General features: G+C 33.1%; 24 protein-coding genes. 8 read left to right on the forward strand and 16 right to left on the reverse strand.

Translation table 11 applies throughout. From position 1 onward, the window contains the following. Nucleotides 1–69 precede the first annotated feature (69 nt). Nucleotides 70–531 carry an Lrp/AsnC family transcriptional regulator gene (locus tag IW20_RS12110; RefSeq protein ID WP_035622524.1) on the forward strand — a complete coding sequence of 154 codons (462 nt, stop codon included), beginning with the start codon at nt 70–72 and terminating at the stop codon, nt 529–531. A gap of 70 nt (nt 532–601) precedes the next feature. Here IW20_RS12110 and IW20_RS12115 read toward each other — a convergent pair whose 3' ends face one another. Continuing rightward, nucleotides 602–2,050 (reverse strand): glyceraldehyde-3-phosphate dehydrogenase, encoded by a 1,449-nt coding sequence (locus IW20_RS12115; protein ID WP_035622526.1) that lies wholly within the window; start codon nt 2,048–2,050, stop codon nt 602–604. 240 nt (nt 2,051–2,290) lie between these two features. Next, nucleotides 2,291–3,691, reverse strand: a complete 1,401-nt coding sequence (locus IW20_RS12120; protein ID WP_035622529.1) for a trypsin-like peptidase domain-containing protein — start codon at nt 3,689–3,691, stop codon at nt 2,291–2,293. Nucleotides 3,692–3,827: 136 nt separating this feature from the next. Between IW20_RS12120 and dapF the strand changes: the two genes are divergently transcribed. The 4 genes from dapF (at nt 3,828) to IW20_RS12140 (ending at nt 7,405) form a co-directional block, all read left to right on the forward strand. After that, a complete protein-coding gene (dapF, locus tag IW20_RS12125; RefSeq protein ID WP_035622532.1) occupies nt 3,828–4,610 on the forward strand; it encodes a diaminopimelate epimerase in 783 nt (260 codons plus the stop codon). 63 nt (nt 4,611–4,673) lie between these two features. Beyond that, nucleotides 4,674–5,207, forward strand: coding sequence for a GNAT family N-acetyltransferase (locus tag IW20_RS12130; RefSeq protein ID WP_035622535.1), 534 nt, complete (start codon nt 4,674–4,676; stop codon nt 5,205–5,207). Nucleotides 5,208–5,266: 59 nt separating this feature from the next. Continuing rightward, nucleotides 5,267–6,307: an endolytic transglycosylase MltG gene (gene mltG / locus IW20_RS12135; RefSeq protein WP_035622643.1), complete on the forward strand. Its 1,041-nt coding sequence runs from the start codon at nt 5,267–5,269 to the stop codon at nt 6,305–6,307. A 453-nt stretch (nt 6,308–6,760) separates the two neighbouring features. After that, the gene (locus IW20_RS12140; RefSeq protein ID WP_081912478.1) at nt 6,761–7,405 is read left to right on the forward strand and encodes a peptidoglycan-binding protein LysM; all 645 of its coding nucleotides are present in this window, start codon (nt 6,761–6,763) and stop codon (nt 7,403–7,405) included. A 57-nt stretch (nt 7,406–7,462) separates the two neighbouring features. Here the strand turns inward: IW20_RS12140 and scpA are convergent, their stop codons facing one another. The 11 genes from scpA to dnaA all read right to left on the reverse strand — a co-directional run bounded on the left by scpA (nt 7,463) and on the right by dnaA (nt 18,238). Further along, complete coding sequence (scpA, locus tag IW20_RS12145; protein WP_035622539.1) at nt 7,463–9,601, reverse strand: methylmalonyl-CoA mutase; 2,139 nt, start codon at nt 9,599–9,601, stop codon at nt 7,463–7,465. Nucleotides 9,602–9,895: 294 nt separating this feature from the next. After that, entirely contained in the window at nt 9,896–10,132 is a 237-nt protein-coding gene (locus IW20_RS12155) for a hypothetical protein (RefSeq protein WP_035622541.1), read from the reverse strand. A gap of 44 nt (nt 10,133–10,176) precedes the next feature. Next, the gene (locus tag IW20_RS12160) at nt 10,177–11,547 is read right to left on the reverse strand and encodes a methylmalonyl-CoA mutase subunit beta (protein ID WP_035622649.1); all 1,371 of its coding nucleotides are present in this window, start codon (nt 11,545–11,547) and stop codon (nt 10,177–10,179) included. 25 nt (nt 11,548–11,572) lie between these two features. Continuing rightward, entirely contained in the window at nt 11,573–11,896 is a 324-nt protein-coding gene (locus IW20_RS12165) for an FtsB family cell division protein (RefSeq protein ID WP_035622543.1), read from the reverse strand. A 111-nt stretch (nt 11,897–12,007) separates the two neighbouring features. Further along, nucleotides 12,008–12,616 (reverse strand): uridine kinase, encoded by a 609-nt coding sequence (gene udk, locus IW20_RS12170; protein ID WP_035622546.1) that lies wholly within the window; start codon nt 12,614–12,616, stop codon nt 12,008–12,010. 317 nt (nt 12,617–12,933) lie between these two features. Further along, a complete protein-coding gene (locus IW20_RS12175) occupies nt 12,934–13,815 on the reverse strand; it encodes an SDR family oxidoreductase (RefSeq protein WP_035622549.1) in 882 nt (293 codons plus the stop codon). Between the two features lie 77 nt (nt 13,816–13,892). Then, entirely contained in the window at nt 13,893–15,020 is a 1,128-nt protein-coding gene (locus tag IW20_RS12180; RefSeq protein ID WP_035622551.1) for a methionine aminotransferase, read from the reverse strand. Between the two features lie 99 nt (nt 15,021–15,119). Beyond that, nucleotides 15,120–15,554, reverse strand: a complete 435-nt coding sequence (locus IW20_RS12185) for an energy transducer TonB (RefSeq protein WP_051885719.1) — start codon at nt 15,552–15,554, stop codon at nt 15,120–15,122. Nucleotides 15,555–15,576: 22 nt separating this feature from the next. Then, complete coding sequence (locus IW20_RS12190) at nt 15,577–16,299, reverse strand: SAM-dependent methyltransferase (protein WP_035622554.1); 723 nt, start codon at nt 16,297–16,299, stop codon at nt 15,577–15,579. A 36-nt stretch (nt 16,300–16,335) separates the two neighbouring features. After that, on the reverse strand, nt 16,336–16,803 hold the full coding sequence (locus tag IW20_RS12195; RefSeq protein WP_035622557.1) for a low molecular weight protein-tyrosine-phosphatase: 468 nt from the start codon (nt 16,801–16,803) through the stop codon (nt 16,336–16,338). Between the two features lie 7 nt (nt 16,804–16,810). Then, on the reverse strand, nt 16,811–18,238 hold the full coding sequence (gene dnaA / locus IW20_RS12200) for a chromosomal replication initiator protein DnaA (RefSeq protein ID WP_035622656.1): 1,428 nt from the start codon (nt 18,236–18,238) through the stop codon (nt 16,811–16,813). A 185-nt stretch (nt 18,239–18,423) separates the two neighbouring features. Between dnaA and IW20_RS12205 the strand changes: the two genes are divergently transcribed. After that, nucleotides 18,424–18,828, forward strand: coding sequence for an acyl-CoA thioesterase (locus tag IW20_RS12205; protein ID WP_035622559.1), 405 nt, complete (start codon nt 18,424–18,426; stop codon nt 18,826–18,828). A 31-nt stretch (nt 18,829–18,859) separates the two neighbouring features. Here IW20_RS12205 and IW20_RS12210 read toward each other — a convergent pair whose 3' ends face one another. From IW20_RS12210 to ribD, 3 genes are read right to left on the reverse strand one after another with little or no spacing between them, the layout of a single operon-like run. Beyond that, on the reverse strand, nt 18,860–19,492 hold the full coding sequence (locus IW20_RS12210; RefSeq protein WP_035622562.1) for an IMPACT family protein: 633 nt from the start codon (nt 19,490–19,492) through the stop codon (nt 18,860–18,862). Between the two features lie 9 nt (nt 19,493–19,501). Then, on the reverse strand, nt 19,502–20,104 hold the full coding sequence (locus IW20_RS12215; RefSeq protein ID WP_035622565.1) for an HAD family hydrolase: 603 nt from the start codon (nt 20,102–20,104) through the stop codon (nt 19,502–19,504). Further along, the gene (gene ribD / locus IW20_RS12220) at nt 20,097–21,152 is read right to left on the reverse strand and encodes a bifunctional diaminohydroxyphosphoribosylaminopyrimidine deaminase/5-amino-6-(5-phosphoribosylamino)uracil reductase RibD (RefSeq protein WP_035622568.1); all 1,056 of its coding nucleotides are present in this window, start codon (nt 21,150–21,152) and stop codon (nt 20,097–20,099) included. Before ribD ends, IW20_RS12215 begins: the two co-directional genes overlap by 8 nt. 306 nt (nt 21,153–21,458) lie before the next feature. On the opposite strand from ribD, the gene IW20_RS12225 reads away from it, so the two are divergent. Next, the gene (locus IW20_RS12225) at nt 21,459–21,944 is read left to right on the forward strand and encodes a GNAT family N-acetyltransferase (protein ID WP_035622571.1); all 486 of its coding nucleotides are present in this window, start codon (nt 21,459–21,461) and stop codon (nt 21,942–21,944) included. 4 nt (nt 21,945–21,948) lie between these two features. Beyond that, entirely contained in the window at nt 21,949–22,758 is an 810-nt protein-coding gene (locus IW20_RS12230; protein WP_035622573.1) for a hypothetical protein, read from the forward strand. Nucleotides 22,759–22,782 lie beyond the last annotated feature (24 nt).

Here is a 22,782-nt window from a genome sequence, read left to right on the forward strand (position 1 = left end):
AAGGAGCTTTAATCGTCTGTAAAAAGAAAAATTGACTGATTAGCAATAATTTTTGAAACACTTTTTACTATGCTTTTAGACGAAACTGACAAAAAAATCCTACGCCTTTTACAAGAAGATGCGCACTATACCTTAAAAGACATTGCAAACAAAATAAATTTGTCTCTTACACCTGTTCATGATAGAGTCAAACGACTTGAGAGAGAGGGAGTTATTGAGAAATATGTGTCTATTTTGAATAAGAAAAAACTAGGGAATAATCTTACGGTTTATTGTCAGGTTACGCTCACAAAACAGACTTATGATACCTCAGAAGGGTTTAATCAATCTATTTTGAATTTACCCGAAGTTGTGGAATGTAATTATGTGTCGGGAAATTTTGATTATATGCTTAAAGTTATCATTCCGGATATGGAATCCTATCATCATTTCCATCAAAAAAAATTATCAATTTTACCCGAAGTTTCTTTGATCAATACAGTTTTTGTAATATCCGAAGTAAAAAGCACGACGGTTTTACCTATAATATAATTCAAAATAAAAAAAGCATCAAGAAATCTTGATGCTTTTTAGAAAAAGTTGGTTTTGGTTGGTGTACATCCTAGTAGTAAGTAAAACGTCTTACTTTCGCGATATATTTTGCTAATCGAATAACTTGGTGGCTATAGCCATATTCATTATCGTACCAAATATATAATACAATGCTTTTTCCGTCTTTAGAAACTATTGTAGCATTACTATCATAAATTGATGGTGCCGATGTACCGATAATGTCAGAAGAAACCAATTCTGTATTCAAAGAATATTTTATTTGTTCTACCAATTCGCCTTCAAGCGCATATTTCTTCATTATTTTATTAATTCCAGCAATCGAAGTTGCTTTCTTAACATCAAGATTCAATACAACAAGAGAGCCGTTAGGAACAGGAACGCGTATAGCATTTGAAGTTAATTTCCCTTCAAGCGATGGTAATGCTTTTGCAACAGCACTTCCAGCTCCAGTTTCGGTAATTACCATATTTAATGCAGCTGCTCTGCCACGACGGTATTTCTTGTGCATGTTATCAACCAGATTTTGGTCGTTGGTATAAGCGTGTATAGTTTCTAGGTGACCTTTTACAACACCTAATGTATCTTCAATTGCTTTTAAAACAGGCGTTATAGCATTTGTTGTGCAAGATGCGGCCGAGAAAATATCATTTTCGTCAGGATTGTATTCATTATGATTTACTCCGTGTACAATATTAGGAACTCCTTTTCCTGGTGCAGTAAGTAAAACTTTGCTAACACCTTTAGAAACTAAGTGTCTGCTTAATGCTTCTTGAGTTGTAAAAGCACCAGTATTATCGATTACAAGAGCATCATTTATACCATATATAGTATAATCTATTTCTTCTGGTGAGTTTGCCGAAATAATATGTACCGTAGTACCATTTATTAAAAGCGCATTATTCTTTGGGTCAGCAACTACAGATCCCTGAAAATCTCCATGAATAGAGTCATATCTTAATAAAGAAGCTCTTTTTTCAAGATTAGCTAATTCGCTTTTGTCACGAATAACAATTGCTCTTAATCTCAACTGATTTCCTTTACCAGTTTTAGACATTAATTCTCTAGCCAATAAACGACCAATTCGGCCAAAGCCATAAAGAACAACATCTTTAGGTTGAATTTCTTCAGATGTTTTAGCTTCTTTTAATTTTTCGATTACAAAATGGCGAGCATCTGGATATTTTTCATCCTCCAAACGATACTCATAAGTTAGTTTTCCGATATCTATTTTAGATGGAGGTAATTTTAAAGATAAAACAACTCTAGCAATTTCAACAGAGTCAAAAATTGTAATTGGTTTGCCTACAAATTCCCCAGCGTATTGATGTAAATTAATAATGTCGCTTACATTTTTATCCAGTAATTGATTTTTGAATAAAACCATTTCGATAGACTTATCATACCATAAATCACTTATGATTTTAATCAATTCTACTCCGGCTTTTCGTCTGTCGACTTGAAATGATACTTCTTTTTGGTACAAAGATTTTTTGCTCATAGTTGAAAATTTGTAAAAATAAAACAGCTTGTTTTTTTAAATTTGGCGCAAAAGTACCCATTTCAATCGATTTCGTAAACTATTTTGTGATTTATTTTGGAAACCTATGAAAAATAATATTCTCCTATAAAATGAAAATTAGGTTCTCTGAAAACAAAAAAATAAATTTATTATGAGAAGGAAATAAAAAAGCCATCCTGATTTTACAGGATGGCTTTTAAACTTGGGAAATAAAAAGATTTAGATGATAACTCGAATAACTTGACCGTTTCTATTAATCATTTCAATTCGTATACTTTGGTTTTCATCTTTTTTACTTAGTAAACTTGAAACCGTTTCGATATCGGTTGCTTTTATATTATCAATGCTCAATATAATATTGCCTTGTAATTCATTATTATATTGTTTAAGATTTTCGTTCGTTAGTGCTTTTATTTTTACACCATAGTTTATACCGAATCTCTTTTTGTCGGTTGCATCAATATTCTCTAATTCGATTCCTTTATATTCAGTACTAAAAAATTCATTTTTACTTAAAGTAACAGGAACAACTTTGTTTTTTCCGTCACGTATATAAGTTACCTGAATTACATCATTAGGTCTTTTAGTATTAATATATCCAGAAAAATCAGCATAAGTAGCAATATCTCTATTATCTAATTTTACAATGATATCTCCTTTTTGAAGACCCGCTTTTTCAGCCCCAGATTTTTGAGTTACTTTATTAATGTAAAAACCTTGAGTTTGAGGAATACCTAATTCTTTAGAAGCAGCATCATTAAGTTCGCCACCTTCTACACCTAGTATCGCTCTCTGAACATTACCAAACTCCATAATATCTTCGATTATTTTTCTGGCAATATTAGATGGGACCGCAAATGAATATCCTACATAAGAACCAGTTGTAGATGATATCATAGTATTAATACCAATTAAGTCACCTCTGGTATTTACTAATGCACCACCACTATTACCTGGGTTTACCGCAGCATCAGTTTGGATAAACGATTGAATTCCGTTTGTATCTAAATTTCTGGCTTTCGCCGAAACAATCCCAGCAGTTACTGTAGAAGTTAGGTTATAAGGGTTTCCAACTGCAAGAACCCATTCGCCTACTTTTACCGCATCAGAATCGGCAAAAGCGGTATAAGGTAATTTTTCGTCAGCATTAATTTTTAATAAAGCAATATCCATTTTAGAATCAGTTCCAATAAGTTTTGCGGTATATGATTTTTTATTGTTTAAAGTAATTTCAATTTCAGTAGCATTTTTTATCACGTGATTATTGGTTACGATATATCCGTCAGCAGAAATAATTACACCCGAACCCGTACCAACTTGTTCCTGTGTTTGCTGACCTCCATAACCATAAAAATATTCTAACATAGGGTTAGTAACAGTTCTGCGAGATACATTTTTTACGTGTACTACAGTATGAATAGTCTTATCGGCAGCAGCAGTAAAGTCTACAGTTTCGGCTCCTAATCCTACTGGTTTTGAGTAAGGATCTGAAGCAAGAGTTACTATCGATTTCTTTTCGCCAAAAAGAGAACCGTTATTATCAAATAATAACTTGTATGCACCAAGAGTAGTAGCACCACTTAATAAGGATACTAAAAATAAGGTTGAAAATCGTTTCATAGTTTTGATTAGTGTTTAAGTTATCTATTATAAAATTATATCAAAAAAAAACTGAAGTAAAGTGGTTTAACGCTCTTTAACAATGATTAACATTTCATTAATAGTTTGTACTTTTGTATTTCTCAATTCAATAAAAATGCAAGTAGAATTTTATAAATATCAAGGTACAGGAAATGATTTTGTAATGATTGATAATCGTTCTGATTTTTTTCCAAAGAAAGATACGAAATTAATTGAACGTTTATGCGACAGACGATTCGGAATTGGTGCAGACGGACTCATTTTGTTAGAAAATGATTCTGAAACTGATTTTAGAATGGTGTACTACAATGCCGACGGAAATCAAAGTTCGATGTGCGGAAACGGTGGTCGATGCTTAGTTGCATTTGCAAAAAAACTAGATGTAATAGAAAACGAAACTACCTTTATAGCTACAGATGGTTTGCATCATGCTACAATAGCGCCAGATGCTATTGTCTCTTTGCAAATGATTGATGTAGACGCTATAAATAAATTTGATAATTATACGTTCTTAAATACAGGATCTCCACATCATGTACAATTAGTAGACGATTTAGAACATTATAATGTAAAAGAAAACGGTGCTGCTATACGTTACGGAGAATTGTACGGAAAACCAGGAAGTAATGTAAACTTTGTAAAGAAAGTAGATGATAAAACTTTCTCATTACGTACTTATGAAAGAGGAGTAGAGGATGAAACTCTTGCGTGTGGAACTGGAGCTACAGCGGTTGCAATAGCTATGAATGCAATAGGAGAGACTAATGAAACTGATATCAACTTAAATGTTGAAGGAGGTAAACTAGTGGTTTCTTTTGATAAAGTTGGGGAGCATTTTACAAATGTTTTTCTTAAAGGACCGGCCGAATTTGTATTTAAAGGAACAATTGAGATTTAATGTTTCAGACTGAAATCTGAAATCTATCCCGATAGTTTCGGGACTAAAATCTAAAAAAATAAAATGATTACATTAAAAGGAGATACTATATATATACGAGCATTAGAACCCAATGATTTGGAGTTTATTTATGCAGTCGAAAATGACCTTAGTATCTGGGAAGTAAGCAATACTCAAACACCTTACAGCCGATTCTTGATAAAACAATATCTGGAAAATGCTCATCAAGACATTTATGAAGCTAAACAATTAAGACTTGCTATTTGCCAGGATCAGGATTTTCCTGCCATTGGTCTAGTCGATTTATTCGATTTTGACCCTAAAAATAATAGAGCAGGTATTGGAATTGTAATTCAGGATAATGAGAGAAGGAATCAAAATATTGGCTCAGAAGCTTTAACATTATTAATTAAGTATTCTTTTTATCATCTTAATTTACATCAATTATATGCAAATATTGGTGTTAAAAACGAAGCAAGTAATGCACTTTTTACTAAATTTGGCTTTGAAAAAATTGGAACAAAAAAAGATTGGCTTTTAGTTAATGGTGTTTATCAGGACGAAGCCATTTTTCAATTAATCAATAAAGAGTTTTAAAATTTAGTTTTCAAATTGTTATAATTAAAAAAAAATACTAGCAAGTAATGCAACCACATATGAATATAAAGAAAATTATAACAATAAGTGCCGTAATAGTAATTTCGGTTTTGATGGTTTATGGGTTTATTTTGATAAGCCAAATTTTTAGTGCTAATACTAAATTTTCTGAAAAAGAGGTTTACGTTTATGTACCTACGGGATCTACTTACGAAGATGTAAAAAAGATACTAGAACCTTATGTAAAAGATTTAAATAACTTTGAAATGGTTGCTAGTAAAAGAAGTTATCCTGATAATGTAAAGCCAGGACGCTTTTTGCTAACCAAGGATATGAATAATATGGATTTGGTTAGAGCTATGCGATCTAATGTTCCAGTAAAACTAGCTTTTAACAATCAGGAACGTTTAGAAAACTTTGCAGGACGTATTGCTTCACAAATAGAAGCTGATAGCTTATCATTGATGAAGGTGTTTAAAGACTCTATTTTCATGAAAGAAAATGGGTTTAACGAAGATAATGTGTTTGCGATGTTCATTCCGAATACATACGAAGTTTATTGGAATACTTCAGCTCTTAAGTTTCGTGATAAAATGATTAAAGAATATCATAATTTCTGGACTAAAGAAAGAATTGATCAGGCTGCTGCACAAGGATTAACTCCAGTAGAAGCTACAATCTTAGCTTCAATCGTACATAAAGAATCTGTAAAAAAGGACGAGAGACCTAGAATTGCAGGAGTTTATTTAAACAGATTGCGTTTAGAAATGCCATTACAAGCCGATCCAACGGTTATTTACGCAATCAAAAAGAAATCAAATGACTTTGATCAGGTAATAAAAAGAGTTTTCTATAAAGACTTAACCATGTCGTCTCCATATAATACATATATGAACACGGGACTTCCTCCTGGACCAATTGCAATGCCAGATATTACAGCATTAGAAGCGGTTTTAAAGCCAGAAAAAAATGATTACATCTATTTCTGCGCAAGTGTTGACCGTTTTGGATATCATGAGTTTGCATCTACACTAGCACAACATAATGTAAATGCAAAAAAATACTCAGACTGGATTAATAGTCAAGGAGTAGTAAGATAGACTCAGAAATAAAATATAATCTAAAAAAAGATGCCGAAGTTAATTATGACTTCGGCATCTTTTTTTTTATGAATATTGATAATATAAATTGCTCTCATAATTGAATTTATTTTTAGTTAAAAGGTAGAATTGTTTTTGTTAAAAATATCGTGGAAAACGATACTAATTTAACGGTTTAGAATTTTTAAATAGATTACTAGTTCTTATCCTGTCTCGACGTTTTTCTTACAAAAAATAATAAAAAAGTCTTTTTTTTGAAAACGTTTTCATTGGGATTCCGCGTTATTGAGAATTTAAATTTGTTTTTGGAACGCTCTTCTAACTAGACGGTTACGGGGCGTATTTTGTGTTTTTTGAAAAGTTTAACTGGTTGATTTATAGCTTTGTAAATTTTGTTGTATCTTTGTGGGCAGAAATTTTTGAATGGGACAGCGTTCAAAAGAAAAACAATCTATGATAAAGAAATGGTATTTTTACACAACATTAACCGTTATTATTGGGTTTTTAAGCTCAGGTTTTAAGTCCTTTAATTTAGACACCACTCCTTGGTTTCTTACAGAAAAAACAGATGGAACAGACTACTTATTACCATCTAAAGAAAAGAAAGATTATCCTGTCGCAGACAGTATCCCTTTCACCGGAAACCACCTAATCGGTTTCAAAGAAGCAATCGCTTTAAGAGAATCTCAAGGCAAATACAGAAAAGTAAATACACTTGGTTACATGGGAAAATATCAATTCGGAACCCAAGCTTTAAGAGCAATTGGAGTACGAAATGATGAAGCATTCCTAAAAAACCCTGCGTTACAAGAAAAAGCTTTTATTGCTTTATTGTCTAAAAATAAATGGATTTTAAGGAAGGAAATCGAGAAGTATGAAGGAAAGCTTATCAGCGGAATTTATATTACCGAATCAGGAATATTAGCAGCGGCTCATTTAGGAGGTGCTGGTTCTGTTAAAAACTTTTTTAAGTATAATGGACAGAAATATTTCAGAGATGCTTATGGAACGTCTATTAGAAGTTACATGAAAGCTTTTGGAGGTTACAATGTCTCTTCAATCGAAGCAGATAATGATGCCACAGTTCACTCGATATAATTCATTACGAATTAAGAATATAAAAAAACCTGCAAGAGATTGCAGGTTTTTTACTTTTTAGTCAATTAAGATTTCTAGGATTGTAATGGCAGCTTCGCTAATTTTTGTTCCAGGTCCAAAAACCGCTACAGCACCAGCATCAAATAAATATTGATAATCTTGTGCAGGTATTACACCTCCTACGATTACCATAATATCTTCACGACCATGTTTTTTAAGTTCTTCGATAACTTGTGGTACAAGTGTTTTATGTCCCGCAGCAAGTGAAGAAACACCTAGGATGTGGACGTCATTTTCTACAGCTTGTTTGGCAGCTTCTGCCGGAGTCTGAAAAAGCGGACCTATATCTACATCAAAACCTACATCGGCATAACCAGTGGCAACAACTTTTGCGCCTCTGTCATGACCGTCTTGCCCCATTTTGGCAATCATAATTCTTGGACGACGACCTTCTTGTTTGGCAAAGGTATCGGCCAGTTGTTTTGCTTTCTCAAAGCTCTTGTCGTCTTTTATTGCTGCACTGTACACGCCACTAAAGGATTTAATTTGTGCTTTGTATCTCCCGAAAACAGTTTCTAATGCATCGCTTATTTCGCCAAGTGTAGCACGATTTCTAGCAGCATCAATAGCTATTTCAAGTAAATTACCGTCGCCGGTTTTTGCACAATGAATTAATTTTTCGAGTATTGCTTTTACTTTTTCAGAATCTCTGGTTGTCTTTATGCGTTCTAGTTGAGCAACTTGTTGTTTACGTACCATTTGGTTGTCAACATCGAGAATCTGTAAAGGATCTTCCTTTTCTAGTCGGTATTTATTAACACCTACAATAATATCTTGTCCGCTATCTATTCGGGCTTGTTTTCTTGCCGCAGCTTCTTCTATTCGTAATTTAGGTATTCCAGCTTCGATAGCTTTTGTCATTCCACCAAGTTCTTCAACCTCTTCAATAAGTTTCCAAGCGTTGGCAACAATTTCATTTGTTAGGCTTTCTACATAATAACTACCTGCCCAAGGGTCAACGGTTTTAGTTATTTTGGTTTCTTCCTGCAAGAAGATTTGTGTATTACGAGCAATCCTTGCCGAAAAATCTGTTGGTAATGCAATGGCCTCATCTAGTGCATTTGTGTGTAATGATTGTGTACCACCAAACGCTGCTGCAGTAGCTTCAATACAAGTACGTGCTACATTATTAAATGGATCTTGCTCGGTTAAACTCCAGCCACTTGTTTGGCAATGTGTTCTTAGTGCAAGAGATTTATCGCTTTTAGGATTAAATTGCTGAACAAGTTTTGCCCAAATCATTCTTCCTGCACGCATTTTGGCAATTTCCATAAAGTGATTCATTCCTATTGCCCAGAAAAAAGACAATCGTGGAGCAAACTCATCTATCGGCATTCCTGTTGCTAATCCAGTTCTAATATACTCTAAACCATCGGCTAGTGTATAGGCTAATTCGATATCGGCTGTAGCACCTGCTTCTTGCATGTGATATCCAGAAATTGAAATAGAATTGAATTTCGGCATTTTTTTGCTCGTAAATTCAAAAATATCAGCAATAATCTTCATCGATGGAGTAGGTGGATAAATATAAGTGTTACGCACCATGAACTCTTTTAGGATATCATTTTGGATAGTTCCCGAAAGTTTTACAGGAGGAACACCTTGTTCCTCGGCAGCAACAATATAAAAAGCCATAATTGGTAAAACCGCCCCATTCATTGTCATAGAAACCGACATTTCTTCTAGCGGAATCTGATCAAATAAAACCTTCATGTCTTCGACAGAGTCTATCGCAACTCCGGCTTTCCCTACATCACCAACAACACGCTCGTGATCAGAGTCGTATCCGCGATGTGTAGGCAAATCAAATGCAATTGATAGTCCCTTTTGTCCAGCAGCAAGATTACGTCTGTAAAAAGCGTTGCTTTCTTCAGCAGTCGAAAATCCTGCATATTGCCTGATTGTCCAAGGACGTCTTACGTGCATAGTTGCATAAGGACCTCTTAAATTGGGCGCAAAACCAGCTCCAAAATCAAGATGTTCAATATTCTCAATATCTTGTTTTGTATAGGTTGCTTTTAGGTCAATCCCTTCGGCTGTTTCAAAGTTACTGCTTGTCGGTTGTTGGTCTTTAGGAGCAACGTCTAACTTCTCACTTTTAACATCTAACTTTATATGTGTAAGGTCTTTTCTCAATTGTAAAATTGTTATTAAAATAAGTTTAATTCGTTATCTCTCGATGTATGAAAAATGGATTTTATAACAATACAATTTTCATAAATAGAATAATGCAAAGCGTATGGAAAAGATTTAAAAAAAATGATTCGAACGTTGTCATATCTTATCTGAAATAATAATGGATTTTTTTTAATGATGGTTATACTTTTTTTAAAGGAATCATTAAATCTGACAGCTAATTTTGGATGTATATCTTTATAAAAGAACAAAGATTTTTTATAGTCTATTTTAGCTTCTTCAATAATAACTACTTTATAAATCATCTTCAATTTCTTTTAAAAAATCATCAATGTCAGTAACATTCTTTGGATTTTTTAAATAGATTTCTGTTCTTTCTCTAACTTGATCAATTTGCCATTGAGGAATTCTATATTCATCATTTTGAACAGGTAAAATAATTACTTCTACTTCATCTGCTTTAAAATCATCTGGTAGAATAACAGTTACAGAATGATTTTTGACCGATACTATTCTTCTAATTGCTTCCATAATTATTTTAGGTTTGTATTCAAATATAACTATTTGAAATTAATTTATTCAAGCTCAAGTCTTTCCTGTTCTAATTTCTCGGCCAACCGTTTTTCTATTATTGGTGTAATTAATGTCTTTCTTGGTTTTACTTTTACAAAAGGGAAGAGTTCCAAATCATGTTTCATTTTGTCGTCTTTGTTCGGATACTTATTCGTTCCGAGTAAGACCTCTTTCTTTGTGTCAAATAATTCTTGTTCCTTATCGGCACTTTCCTGAATTTTTCTTTTGATGACTCCTTCGTTTAATAACTTTAAGAAACCTCCACTGGCTTCAATATCTTTAAACAAGTTTAATGATTTCTCCGCAAGTTGGTTTGTAATACTTTCTATGTAATAACTTCCGTCGGCAGGATTATTGACTTTATCAAAGTAACTCTCGTTTTTAAGAATCAATAATTGATTGCGTGCAATTCTGTCTCCAAATTCGTTGTCTTTATGATATAAAGCATCGTATGGTAAATTTGCAACGGCGTCTGCACCACCTATTATTGCCGACATACATTCGGTTGTGGTACGTAACATATTTACATTGTAATCATACAAGGTTTTATTTCGCTTTGTAGGCGTAACAAGTAAATGACATTTTAGGTCAGGATTGTATTCGGTTGCAATTAAATTAAAAAGCAATCTTAAGGCACGAAGCTTAGCAATTTCAAAAAAGTAGTTTGTTCCTACGGCTACTTGTAACACAATGGTTCCGTTTATAGAGGGAATTCGGTTAAAGTATTCGTTTGCATGTGCAATTGTATACGCGATTTGCTGTACCATATTGGCACCAGCATTTTGATATAAACTAGCATTAATGCTTATTAAAGATGTATTAGGGATTTCTTTTGAAAGTATTTCAAGAGTTTCGAAATTGTTTTTCTCCTTGGTTGTAAATGAAAACCAATTTCCCTCTTTTGCTAATTGTCCGAGTGGGTCTAGATTATAGAAAAAATTTGCTTTCTTCTGTATTGAAATTGTATTTAATCTTTTTACGAAATCGATTGAAATGAAATTCAAATTAAAGTAAACATTGCTGTTTTCTAAAGGTAATTTTTCGAATAATTTATCAATGTTGATGGTGTCATTTTCAATTGTAAAATACAAACTTTCAGCACCTCTTTTTAGGGAGTCTAAAGCCCTTTCAACTGATTTTGAAACGTCGTGAACAAAAATGTTCTGACATATTTTAAAATCAGTTGATTTGGTTGTTACTTCAACAGGCTTGATGTCTTCATCACTATGATAAAATGGTTTTACCTGAATGTCTTCTGGCGAATTCCAAATCAGAGTTTCGTTATAATCGGCACCATCCAATTCAAATTGAATTTTTTGTTTCCATTGTTTGGATGATACTGGACTAAAATTATCGAAAAGGGGAGTAGCCATTTTTATCTTTTTATAATTCTGAAATTTATTTTTTTTCGATAGTGTCACCTTCAAACTCGATGATGTAAATGTCTTCACTATCTTTTTTCATAAAATACTTTTCCCTAGCATATTTCTCAATTTGCTCTGGGTTTTTAAGTTCTTTTATTTGTTCCTGGTCTTTTTTTATCTCTTCTTGATAATAGGTTTTATTGTCTTTTAACTCATTTATTTGGTTATCGAGAAAACGATGGTCAAAATAGGAGTAATTATCTAGAAAAACCATCCAGATTATAAAAAACAACAGTACCCAAACATACTTGTTGCTCAGGAATTTAAACCAAGGTTTATTTTTATACGGATTTGTCATTTTTTATTTTTTAGCCCCGATAAAGCCGATATCCTTTGAGAGGAACGAACAAAGATAAAGGCGAAAGCGGGAATAGCTCCTAATTATTAATGCAATAAAATTACAATAAAATTATAGAATACGTTGATTAATTACTGCACGAACTACATCTATTGCTACAGTATTGTACTTGTCGTTTGGTATAATAATGTCTGCAAAAGCTTTTGTAGGTTCGATAAATTGCTCATGCATAGGTTTTAAGGTGTTTTGGTAACGTGTTAAAACCTCGTCTAGATCACGACCACGTTCTGCGATATCACGCTTTAAACGTCTGATAAGTCTTTCGTCAGAATCAGCATGAACGTAAACTTTAATATCAAAAAGTTCTCTTAGTTCTGGATTTGTCAGGATTAAAATTCCTTCTACAAGCATTACTTTTCTAGGATGAGTGCTTATTGTATCGTCGGTTCTGTTATGAGTGATAAAAGAATAAACTGGCTGATCGATAGTTTTTCCTTCTTTAAGGTCTTTTAAGTGGGTAACTAATAAATCGAAATCGATCGCACGTGGATGATCAAAATTTATAAGGGCTCTTTCATCAAAAGATAGATTTTTATTTTCTTTGTAGTATGAATCCTGAGAGATTACGCCCACTTCTGTATGAGGTAATTCATTCATGATTTGATGTACTACGGTTGTTTTCCCGCTTCCTGTTCCGCCTGCAATTCCAATGATGAGCATAAAAATATTGTTATAATTTGAAGCCGCAAAAATAAGAATTAATACGGATTTGTCATTAGATAAAATTCCTAAAATTCGGTGTAGCTTTTATCTTGTTTTAATTTATTTATTGATTCGGTTTTTAATTCAATAAATAATCCTTGCCTGAAGAAAGGTTTAATGCTGATTTCTCAAATTTGCACTAATCAGTACTTTAGATTGGTTTGAATATCTTCGATAAAAAAGGACTTAAAAGAAAAGACCTCGATTACTTAGTAATCGAGGTCTTTGGTGCAATCAGTGATTTTTTAGGAATACCTGACTTTAGTAAGCACTTATTATTTGTTTTTCTTTGCTTTTATCATCATTTCAAGCTGATCCCAAAGTTCTTCCGGAATTGCTTCTAATAAATTAAATTGTCCAGCACCTTTTAGCCATTCGCCACCATCGATTGTGATAACATCACCATTTACATAGGCAGAGAAATCAGAAACTAAATAAGCAGCTAAATTTGCCAATTCCTGATGGTCTCCCACACGTTTCAAAGGTACTTTTTTTGCCATATCAAATTTTTCAGCAAGATCTCCTGGAAGTAATCTGTCCCAAGCTCCTTTTGTAGGGAATGGACCTGGAGCGATAGCATTAGTACGGATTCCGTATTTTGCCCATTCTACAGCAAGACTTCTTGTCATAGCTAGTACTCCAGCTTTTGCAGTAGCACTTGGTACAACATAAGCTGATCCTGTCCAAGCATAAGTAGTTACGATATTCAATACCGTAGCCGATGTTTGTTTAGTGTCAATCCAGTGCTTTCCGAAAGCAAGTGTACAGTTTTTAGAACCTTTTAATACAATATCGATAACAGTGTCAAAAGCATTAGCAGATAATCTTTCGGTTGGCGAAATGAAATTTCCAGCCGCATTGTTTAGTAAAACATCTACTTTACCAAAAGCTTTTAAAACTTCTTGCAGCATGTTTTCTACTTCTTCGTAATGACGAACATCACATTGTAGTGGTAAACAAGTTCCTCCTGTTTGGCCCTCAAGTTCTGTAGCTGTGTTTTTTAGTTTTTCTAAATCTCTCGACGTTATAGCAACTTTAGCACCTAACTCCAGAAAGTATTTTGTCATGGCTTTTCCTAGACCGCTTCCTCCACCGGTTACCACTATTACTTTGCCTTTTAAAGCATCGTCTCTTAACATTTTATCTGTATAACTCATGTTTTTTTAAATTTAAAAGGTAAATATAAGAATTAAATAGTATGCATGCATAATAAATGTGTTAATTTTAGTTTATGCTAAATGTTACATAATCTTTCGGCAGCAGCCTCGAGTGTTGCATTATCTTTGGCAAAACAAAAACGGATTAGTTTTAAATCTTTTCCGTTGGCATAGAAAGTTGAAATAGGAATTGCGGCAACTCCATATTCGGTTATTAGTCTTTTGCAAAAAGTTACATCATCTTCGTCGGAGATAGATTTATAGGATGCAACCTGAAAATAAGTTCCTTCGCATGGTTTTAATTCGAATCGACTTTTTTCTAGTAATTTTTTAAAGTAATCTCGTTTTTCCTGATAGAATTTACCAAGTTTAGTAACATCTACAATATCTTGGTATTCGCTTATTGCAACTTGCGAAATGCTGTTTACACTAAACACTAAAAACTGATGTACTTTTTTGATTTCTACCATTAAATGTTCTGGCGCTACAACGTAACCAATTTTCCATCCTGTAATATGAAATGATTTCCCGAAAGACGAAATCATAATGCAACGGTCTAAAAGTTGCTCACGGGTATGTGCCGAGATATGTTTTTCTTCAAAAGTGATGTACTCATACACTTCATCGGATAATACTAATAGGTCTGGATATTTTTTAAGAATGTTTTCTAATCGCACAAAATCTGCTTCCGCTAAAATTTTTCCTGTTGGGTTGTGCGGATTATTAATGATTATCATTCTTGTTTTGGCTGAACAAGCTTTCTCGATAGTTTCCCAATTTGGTGTGTAATCATCGTTTAAGGGAACTCGAATAGGATTTGCGCTGCTTAATAAAACGGGTGCTTCGTAACAATCATAACTCGGGTCGAGGATAATTACTTCGTCGTTTGCTTTGATTAATGCTTGTATGGTGGTAAAAATACCTTGAGTTGCCCCGGCAGTTACAAGGATTTCGGTTTCTGGTATAGCTACTCGGTTATAAGAGTCTAGAACTAGTTTTGCTATTTTGGTTAATAATGGCGGGTAACCTGCCATTGGGGTGTATTGATGTACGTTTTCGGTGGCAAGTCGGGCTACAATACTAGTTAATCGTTCGTCAACAGGAAAATTAGGGAATCCTTGCGATAGGTTAATGGCATTGTATTCGTTTGCCATTTTAGACATTACTGTAAAAATACTTGTGCCAATGTGGGGGAGTTTGCTCATAAAAATCTATAATTACTTTTATAAAGATAGCTTTTTTATGATAATTTTAATTTCTTTTTCTGAAACGAATATTTTTCTAAAAAGAGAATCTATAACTTATTAGTTGACAGTTATAGGGAGAGAATAAAGAACTCTTACTTCTTTATTTTTTAGTTTTCCAGGTGACCATTTTGGAGATATTTTTAAAACGCGAATGGCTTCAGCACTGGTTCCATAGCCAATATCTCTTAAAATTTTGATATCACTTAATGAGCCATCTTTTTCTATTATAAACGTCACATATATTTTGCCATTTAGATTATCTGTTGGGTTTTTATAATTTTGTTTTATAAAACTGTCCAAACCGATCAATCCTCCGGGAAATTCAGGCTTAACTTCTATGCCAGCGGTATTATAGATGTAATCCGGACCTTTTGCCTCTTGACTTTTAAGTAATTCATTTGAGGGTATTTCAGTTTTAGAATCTTCTTTAATAGTCTGAGAAGTTATATTTTGTACTGAATAAATTAAAATCAGGATTAAAAACTTCTTCATTGATGATGGCTTTAAGGTTTAATTACATTTTATGAATAATAAAAATCGTAGGACGATTGTGTAAATCTACTTTAATTTTTTTCCAATCAGAAATACGCATTGTTTTGATAAACTCGGTTGGTAGCGTAATATCTGTTGCAATACAAAGATGTGTTGAAGGATTTACTATTTGTAAAATATCTTCGACTAGTTTATTGTTTCTGTATGGAGTTTCGATGAAAATCTGAGATTGATTTTTGTCTTGTGACAATTTCTCAAAATGTCTCAATGCTGATTTTTTCTCGTCTTTATCTATTGGTAAATACCCATTAAAGGTGAAGCTTTGTCCGTTCATTCCAGAAGCCATCATGGCGAGTAGGATAGAAGAAGGCCCGACAAGTGGTACTACCTGAATTCCTTTTTCATGTGCTAATTTTACAATTACAGCACCAGGATCAGCAACACCAGGACAACCTGCTTCGCTCATTAATCCAACATTTTTTCCTTCTAATAAAGGTTTGATGAAATCTAAATGCTCGCTGTTTTCGGTGCGCTTGTTTAGTGTAAAAAGAATAAGTTCAGATTGTTTTTTTTCGGGAGAAACTGCTTTTATTGATTTTCGAGCAGTTTTTTCATTTTCAACAATATAATGGTCTATAAAATCAATGCTTCTCTTTATTGTTTGTGGTAAAACATCCATAGGGTCACTTTCGCCTAAGGTTGTCGGAATCAAATAAAGTTTTCCTAATAAAGAAGTTGATTTCATGTGTTTGATTTTTTTATTTATTAAGACAGATTTTTATTATTGATGTTTGTCTATTAGTTTCTTGGCAATCACTTCAGCAGCTTCGTCCAGCATTTGGTAAACTGAGTTAAAGCCGTTTGGTAAGCCGTAATAAGGATCGGGAACATCAACGTTTTCTGCGGGAAATAATTCGTTCAGAATAAGTTGTACTTTATCTTTTTGCTGTTGATTTTTTGTCAATGCAATAACGTCATTATAATTGGAGGCATCCATGACGTAGATATAGTCGAAGGTGTCAAAATCGGAAGTCTTGAATTGTCTTCCTTTTTGATTAGATATGTTTAAGCCGTTTTTTTTGGCTACTGCGATAGAACGTTCATCGGGACTGCGCCCAATATACCAACCGCCCGTTCCTGCCGAATCAACTAAAAAAGTGTCTTTAGGTAATTTTGAAGCTAGAATGCCTTCGGCTAGTGGTGATCTGCAAATATTACCCAAGCAGACCATTAAAATTTTTACGGGCATGGTGCGTTTATAGCGTTAATTTTTTATTGATGTCTTCGACAAATTTCTTGAATTGTTTGTCTGTAGAGACTAAATTATCAACTGTTTTACAAGCGTGTAATACGGTTGCGTGATCACGATCACCAATTTGTGAGCCAATGTTTGCTAAAGATGCTTTAGTGAATTTCTTTGCAAAAAACATAGCCAATTGTCTTGCCTGTACAACGTGCCTCTTTCTAGTTTTAGATTGAAGTGTTTCGATATCAAGCTGGAAATAATCGGATACAATTTTTTGGATGTAATCGATAGAAATTTCTCTTTTTACATTTTTAACGAATTTTTCGACTACACTTTTAGCCAATTCAATCGTTACTTCTTTTTTGTTGAAAGAAGATTGTGCAATCAACGAAATAATTGCTCCTTCTAGTTCACGTACATTAGATTTAATGTTGCGTGCTACATATTCGATAATATCATCAGGCATTTCAACTCCGTCACGATATAATATATTCTTTAAGATAGAAATTCTTGTTTCGTAATCTGGCTGATGTAACTCAGCAGATAATCCCCATTTAAAACGTGATAATAAACGTTGTTCAATGTCTTGCATGTCAACAGGAGCTTTGTCAGAAGTCAAAATTACCTGTTTTCCGTTTTGATGTAAATAATTAAAAATATGGAAGAAAACGTCTTGCGTACCTGATTTTCCAGATAAGAACTGAACATCGTCTATAATTAAAACGTCAATTAACTGGTAAAAATGAATGAAATCATTACGATTATTCTTTTTTACCGAGTCTATATATTGTTGTGTGAAAATTTCGGCAGAAATATATAAAACCGTCTTTTCTGGGTATTTGTCTTTTACTTCAACACCAATTGCGTGAGCCAAGTGTGTTTTTCCTAATCCAACTCCGCCAAAAATCAATAAAGGATTAAATGATGTTCCTCCAGGTTTATTGGCAACAGCCATACCTGCAGAACGAGCTAACCGGTTAGAATCTCCTTCAAGGAAATTATCAAAACTATAATTAGGATTTAATTGAGACTCAATTTTTAAATTACGAATTCCTGGAATTACAAATGGGTTTTTTAATTCTGGGTTTAAGTTTTTAAACGGAGCATCAACATCTTGGGGTTTCATTGGTCCTCTATTGGCACTTGGCAATTGTTCCGTAAACGGTTGTTTGTTGCCATAAGTGTTTTCCATTTTGATTTTATAGAGTAACTTTGCATTTTTTCCAAGTTCTTTGGTAAGTGCAACTTTAAGTAATTTTACGTAGTGCTCTTCTAGCCATTCGTAGAAAAATTTACTTGGAACTTGAATATATAATGCGTTGTCGGTTAGCTCAACTGATTTGATTGGTTCAAACCAAGTTTTGTACGCTTGATCTTGAATGTTGTCTTTTATAAAAGACAAACAGTTTTCCCATACCGATTGTGCAGTTTTAGTCATAGATTCAAATAAATTATGTGAATTGATAATATTACTCTTATAAAAACGAGGTTGAATTATTGTCATTTTTCAAGATAACAAATATGTGAACAAATTTCGTTAAAAAAAAATATTTAGGGTGGTAATTATCTAAAATATTGTTGTAAGGCGGAGTCTAAAAATTAATTTTTTTTAATAAATAAATAATGAAAAATCATCAAACTCAAGTGCGTGTTCGTTACTCTGAAACGGATCAAATGGGAGTCGTTTATCATGGGAATTATATTCCTTATTTTGAAATTGGTCGAGTGGAATGGCTTAGAAACAAAGGGGTTTCGTATAAAAGCATGGAAGAAAGCGGGATTGCTTTGCCAATTGTTTCCATGAATATAAATTACAAAAAATCGGCACGATATGATGAGTTGTTAACGGTGCATACAACATTTAAAAGTCAGTCATCTGTTAAGATAGAATTTGATTGCGAGATTTATAACGAGGCAAATGAGTTATTAACAACTGCTGTCTTTATTTTGGTTTTTGTGTCCTTAAAAACGGGTCGTCCAACTGCTCCTCCAAGCTACATTTTGGAGCTTCTTAAAAAGATTGAATAATTGCTAAAATTTACCATAAATGAAAATGATTTTAGCATAATTTTATTCCTATTTCAAACATTGAATCAAAAATGTCGAATATCATTTCGGCATTTTTTTTGCGAATTTGGATCGTTATTTTGCCAATTGGAAGACCAGAATCTTCGTTAATTTCCATTTCTTGTGAAACAATCTCTAATCTTTTTTCTTTAATAACACGCATTACTTTATTCATGTTTTTGTAGTCAAAAGAAATTAAAAACTGTTCATCGATGGTTTTTTCGACAATTTCACAAACTTCTAATGCCATTTGTGCTGTTGTTCTGTAAGCTGCGATTAATCCTCCTACGCCTAATTTAATTCCTCCATATATACGTACTACTACAATAAGAACGTTTGTTACATTAAAAGATTGTATTTGCCCATAAATAGGCATTCCGGCAGTATTACTTGGTTCTCCATCATCGTTAGCTCTATAGCTTACATTAGGTTCGATTCCTAATTGATAGGCATAGCAATAATGTACAGCACTCGGGTGTTGTTTTTTTAAGGATTCGATTATGGGTTTTACTTCCTCTTCGGATGTGATGGGATATGCATAACCAAAAAATTTGCTGCTTTTTTCTTTATACAGTACTTCTTCCGATGGGAATGCTATCGTTTGATAAGTATCTTTAATTTCCAAGATTGTTTTCTAAATTATTTTTTTATCAAATAAATCTACGACATCTTCTTTTCCTACTTGTAGGTTCCATACCTGAAGACCAAGTTCGGCAGCAGCATTGGTGTTTTCGATTTTGTCGTCAACAAACAAAGTTCGTTTTGGGGATAACTCGTGTTTGTTTATTATATAGGTGTAGGCTTCGTGATTTGGTTTTCTCATTCCGATTTCAAATGAAAAGTAAACTTTTTCAAAACATTGGTAGAAATCACTATAAAATGATACTCCAGTTTTATGTTCGAATGTTTTAATATGAATAGAATCGGTGTTGCTTAATAAAAACAATCTATATTTCTCAGAAAGCATTTGTAGAAACTCTAATCGATATAATGGAAAATCTAGCAAAACAGCATTCCATGCATTCAGAATTTCTTTTGCAGATGCATTAGGAATCTCTTTTTGAAATCCTGATATAAATTCTTCGGCAGTAATGTTACCTGTTTCGAATTTAATATTCAATTGATCTAAATTATTATTCCATTCTGATAGGCCAAGCTTTTTTAGTCCATCAATTGTGGCTTGTTTATCTAAATTGATAAATATATCTCCAAAATCAAAAATAATAGTATCAATCATGGTTTCTAACTTGTATTAATTCGTCTTTACCAATATAGGTTTTTTTATTTTTTTTGCCAATAACTACAGGAGCTTTAGTACCTTTTGTAAAGGAGGTGTTTCCGATAAAAAAGCGTCCTTCATCCCATAGATTACTATCGATAAAGGTTTGTAAAGTTTGTAACCCGCCTTCGATAATTATCGATTGAATTTGATGTTGGTATAAAACGGCAAGTATTTGCGGGATTATATTTTCTTTAAAATCAATTACTTCAAAGATAAGGTTTTCTTTTTCAATGGCAATTTTGGATTTTGTAAATACGATAGTTTTAACATCGTTGCTAAAAATATGACTGTCTTGAGGAATGCGATTGTTTTGATCCAGAACAACGCGTACAGGATTGTTTCCAGCCCAATCACGAGTGTTTAATTTAGGATTATCATCGATAACAGTTTGTGTCCCTACCAAGATAGCTTGTTCTTCGCTTCGCCATTTGTGTACCAATTGTCGTGAATAGGTATTGGTAATCCAGATAGGTTCTCTTTTTAAAATTGAATCGTTGTCTTTTTCGGGAGCAAGAAATCCATCTTTAGATTCTGCCCACTTTAAGATTATATAAGGTTTTTTTTGTTGATGAAAAGTAAAAAAGCGTTTGTTTAGTTCGTTGCATTCCTCTTCAAGAACTCCAATAGTAACTTTTTTTCCGGCTTCCAGTAGTTTTTTAATTCCTCGACCAGCAACTTTTTCGTTTGGATCTACAGTTCCGACAACCACATTCGGGATTTCGTTTGCAATAATTAAGTCGCAACAAGGAGGTGTTTTGCCAAAATGACTGCACGGCTCTAAGCTTACGTAAATAGTTGCTTTTTTGAGCAATGATTTATCTTTTACTGAATTTACAGCATTTACTTCGGCATGTGGTTCGCCTGCTTTTTTATGCCAGCCTTCTCCAATAATAGTATCATTATAAACGATTACGCTACCAACCATTGGGTTTGGGTATGTAGTTCCTAAGCCATTTTTGGCAAGTTGTATGCAGCGTTTTATGTATTTTTCATGTATATTCACAATGCAAAAGTAGTTATTTTTGAGTTTATGATTTAGTTTTGAAACTGCCTAAAGTGATAATCTAGCGTAATCTACTGAGTGTATTTTTTTTAACAGATAGAATCATAGTTTGCTAAGTCTAAAAAAGGGCGCTTCACTCAAAATAGATAACATAAGACTATGTGAAAAGATTGTAATTTTCTAGAAAAACTTTTAGATTGTAATTTTAAATCTATGTATCTATGTGTTGAATATTTTTTTGCGAATTGCAGCCAGCGAATTAAAGTATATTTACTTTTGTACTTAAACAAGACAGAATAAGAAGGAATGGAAAATTGGATTATCAGAAAAATAACTAAAGAAGACAATCAAGCTGTGGCACAATTAATAAGAGCCGTTTTTGATGAGTTGAATATCCCGAAAGTAGGAACTGCGTATGAGGATCCGTATTTGGATTTTATGTTTGAAGAATATAATAAGCCAAAAGCGGTTTATTATGTAGTCGAAAATAATAACAAAATTGTGGGTTGTGCAGGAATTGCTCCGTTAGAGAATGAAGCACCAACAATTTGCGAATTGCAAAAGATGTATTTCTTACCAGAAACTCGTGGTTTGGGAATAGGAAGTAAAATGATGGAAAAATGCTTAGAGAGTGCTAAAGATTTTGGTTTTGAAAATTGTTATATCGAAACAATGCCATTTATGCATGCTGCCCAAAAATTATATAAAAAATCAGGTTTTGAATATCTAGATGCTGCAATGGGAAATACGGGACATACTTCATGCCCAGTTTGGATGTTGAAAAAACTATAACATTATGAAAAAATTAGTTATTGGAATTGCTTTAATTTCAATCTTGTCTTCTTGCAAAGATTCTAAAGAAACTAAGATTGAAAAAACGATTAAAGTTGGAGAAAAAGAGGTTGTTAAAGATTCTGTTCAGGAAAAAGAAATAGTTTCGGATGAAGAGTTTAAAAATGACTTTGATATTTTGCTGCCACGAAGTTACCGAAGTTATATTGGTGAAAGACCTGGTATTGACTTAACTGAAAAATGGATTGATTTGCATGAGCAGAACGGAGAATACTATTTAGGAAAGGCAGATTTTAAAATAGAAAAAGGATTTGATGAATGTTCAGGAGATTCTTTAATATCTATTATTCCTAAAAAGAAATCTATTGTTTTTATGGATTATCCTAGTTTGAAATTAGGGAAAATAAAGTCTTTAAAAATTGAAGAAGATAAAATTTGGCCTGACGAGAAAATGACTTTAGCATTTAATAATGTTAATTATACTTTGCGTGCTGAGGGAAAAGTGTTGTCTTCGGAAATGGTTTCTACAGATGATAATACGGAAGAAGTTTTTAAGAAGGTCGAAAATTATAAGCTTTATCTAACTACGGGAAATACTACCGAAAAATTACTTTTAGCAGAGCAATCGTTTAATGATACTTTTGTAGAGTTGCTTTTTGCAGGAGATATTGATAACGATGGAAAATTAGATTTCATTTTTAGCGCAAATAGACATTATGAGGAGGAGCGAGTGATTTTATTTCTTTCGTCTAAGGCTAAAGACGGAGAAGCGATGAAGAGGGTTTCTGAAATTGCAGTAGGATTTGATTGCTAATTAAATCTATTTTTTAACAACAAA

This window comes from Flavobacterium hydatis (assembly GCF_000737695.1).
In the GTDB taxonomy this organism is placed as follows: Bacteria; Bacteroidota; Bacteroidia; order Flavobacteriales; family Flavobacteriaceae; genus Flavobacterium; species Flavobacterium hydatis.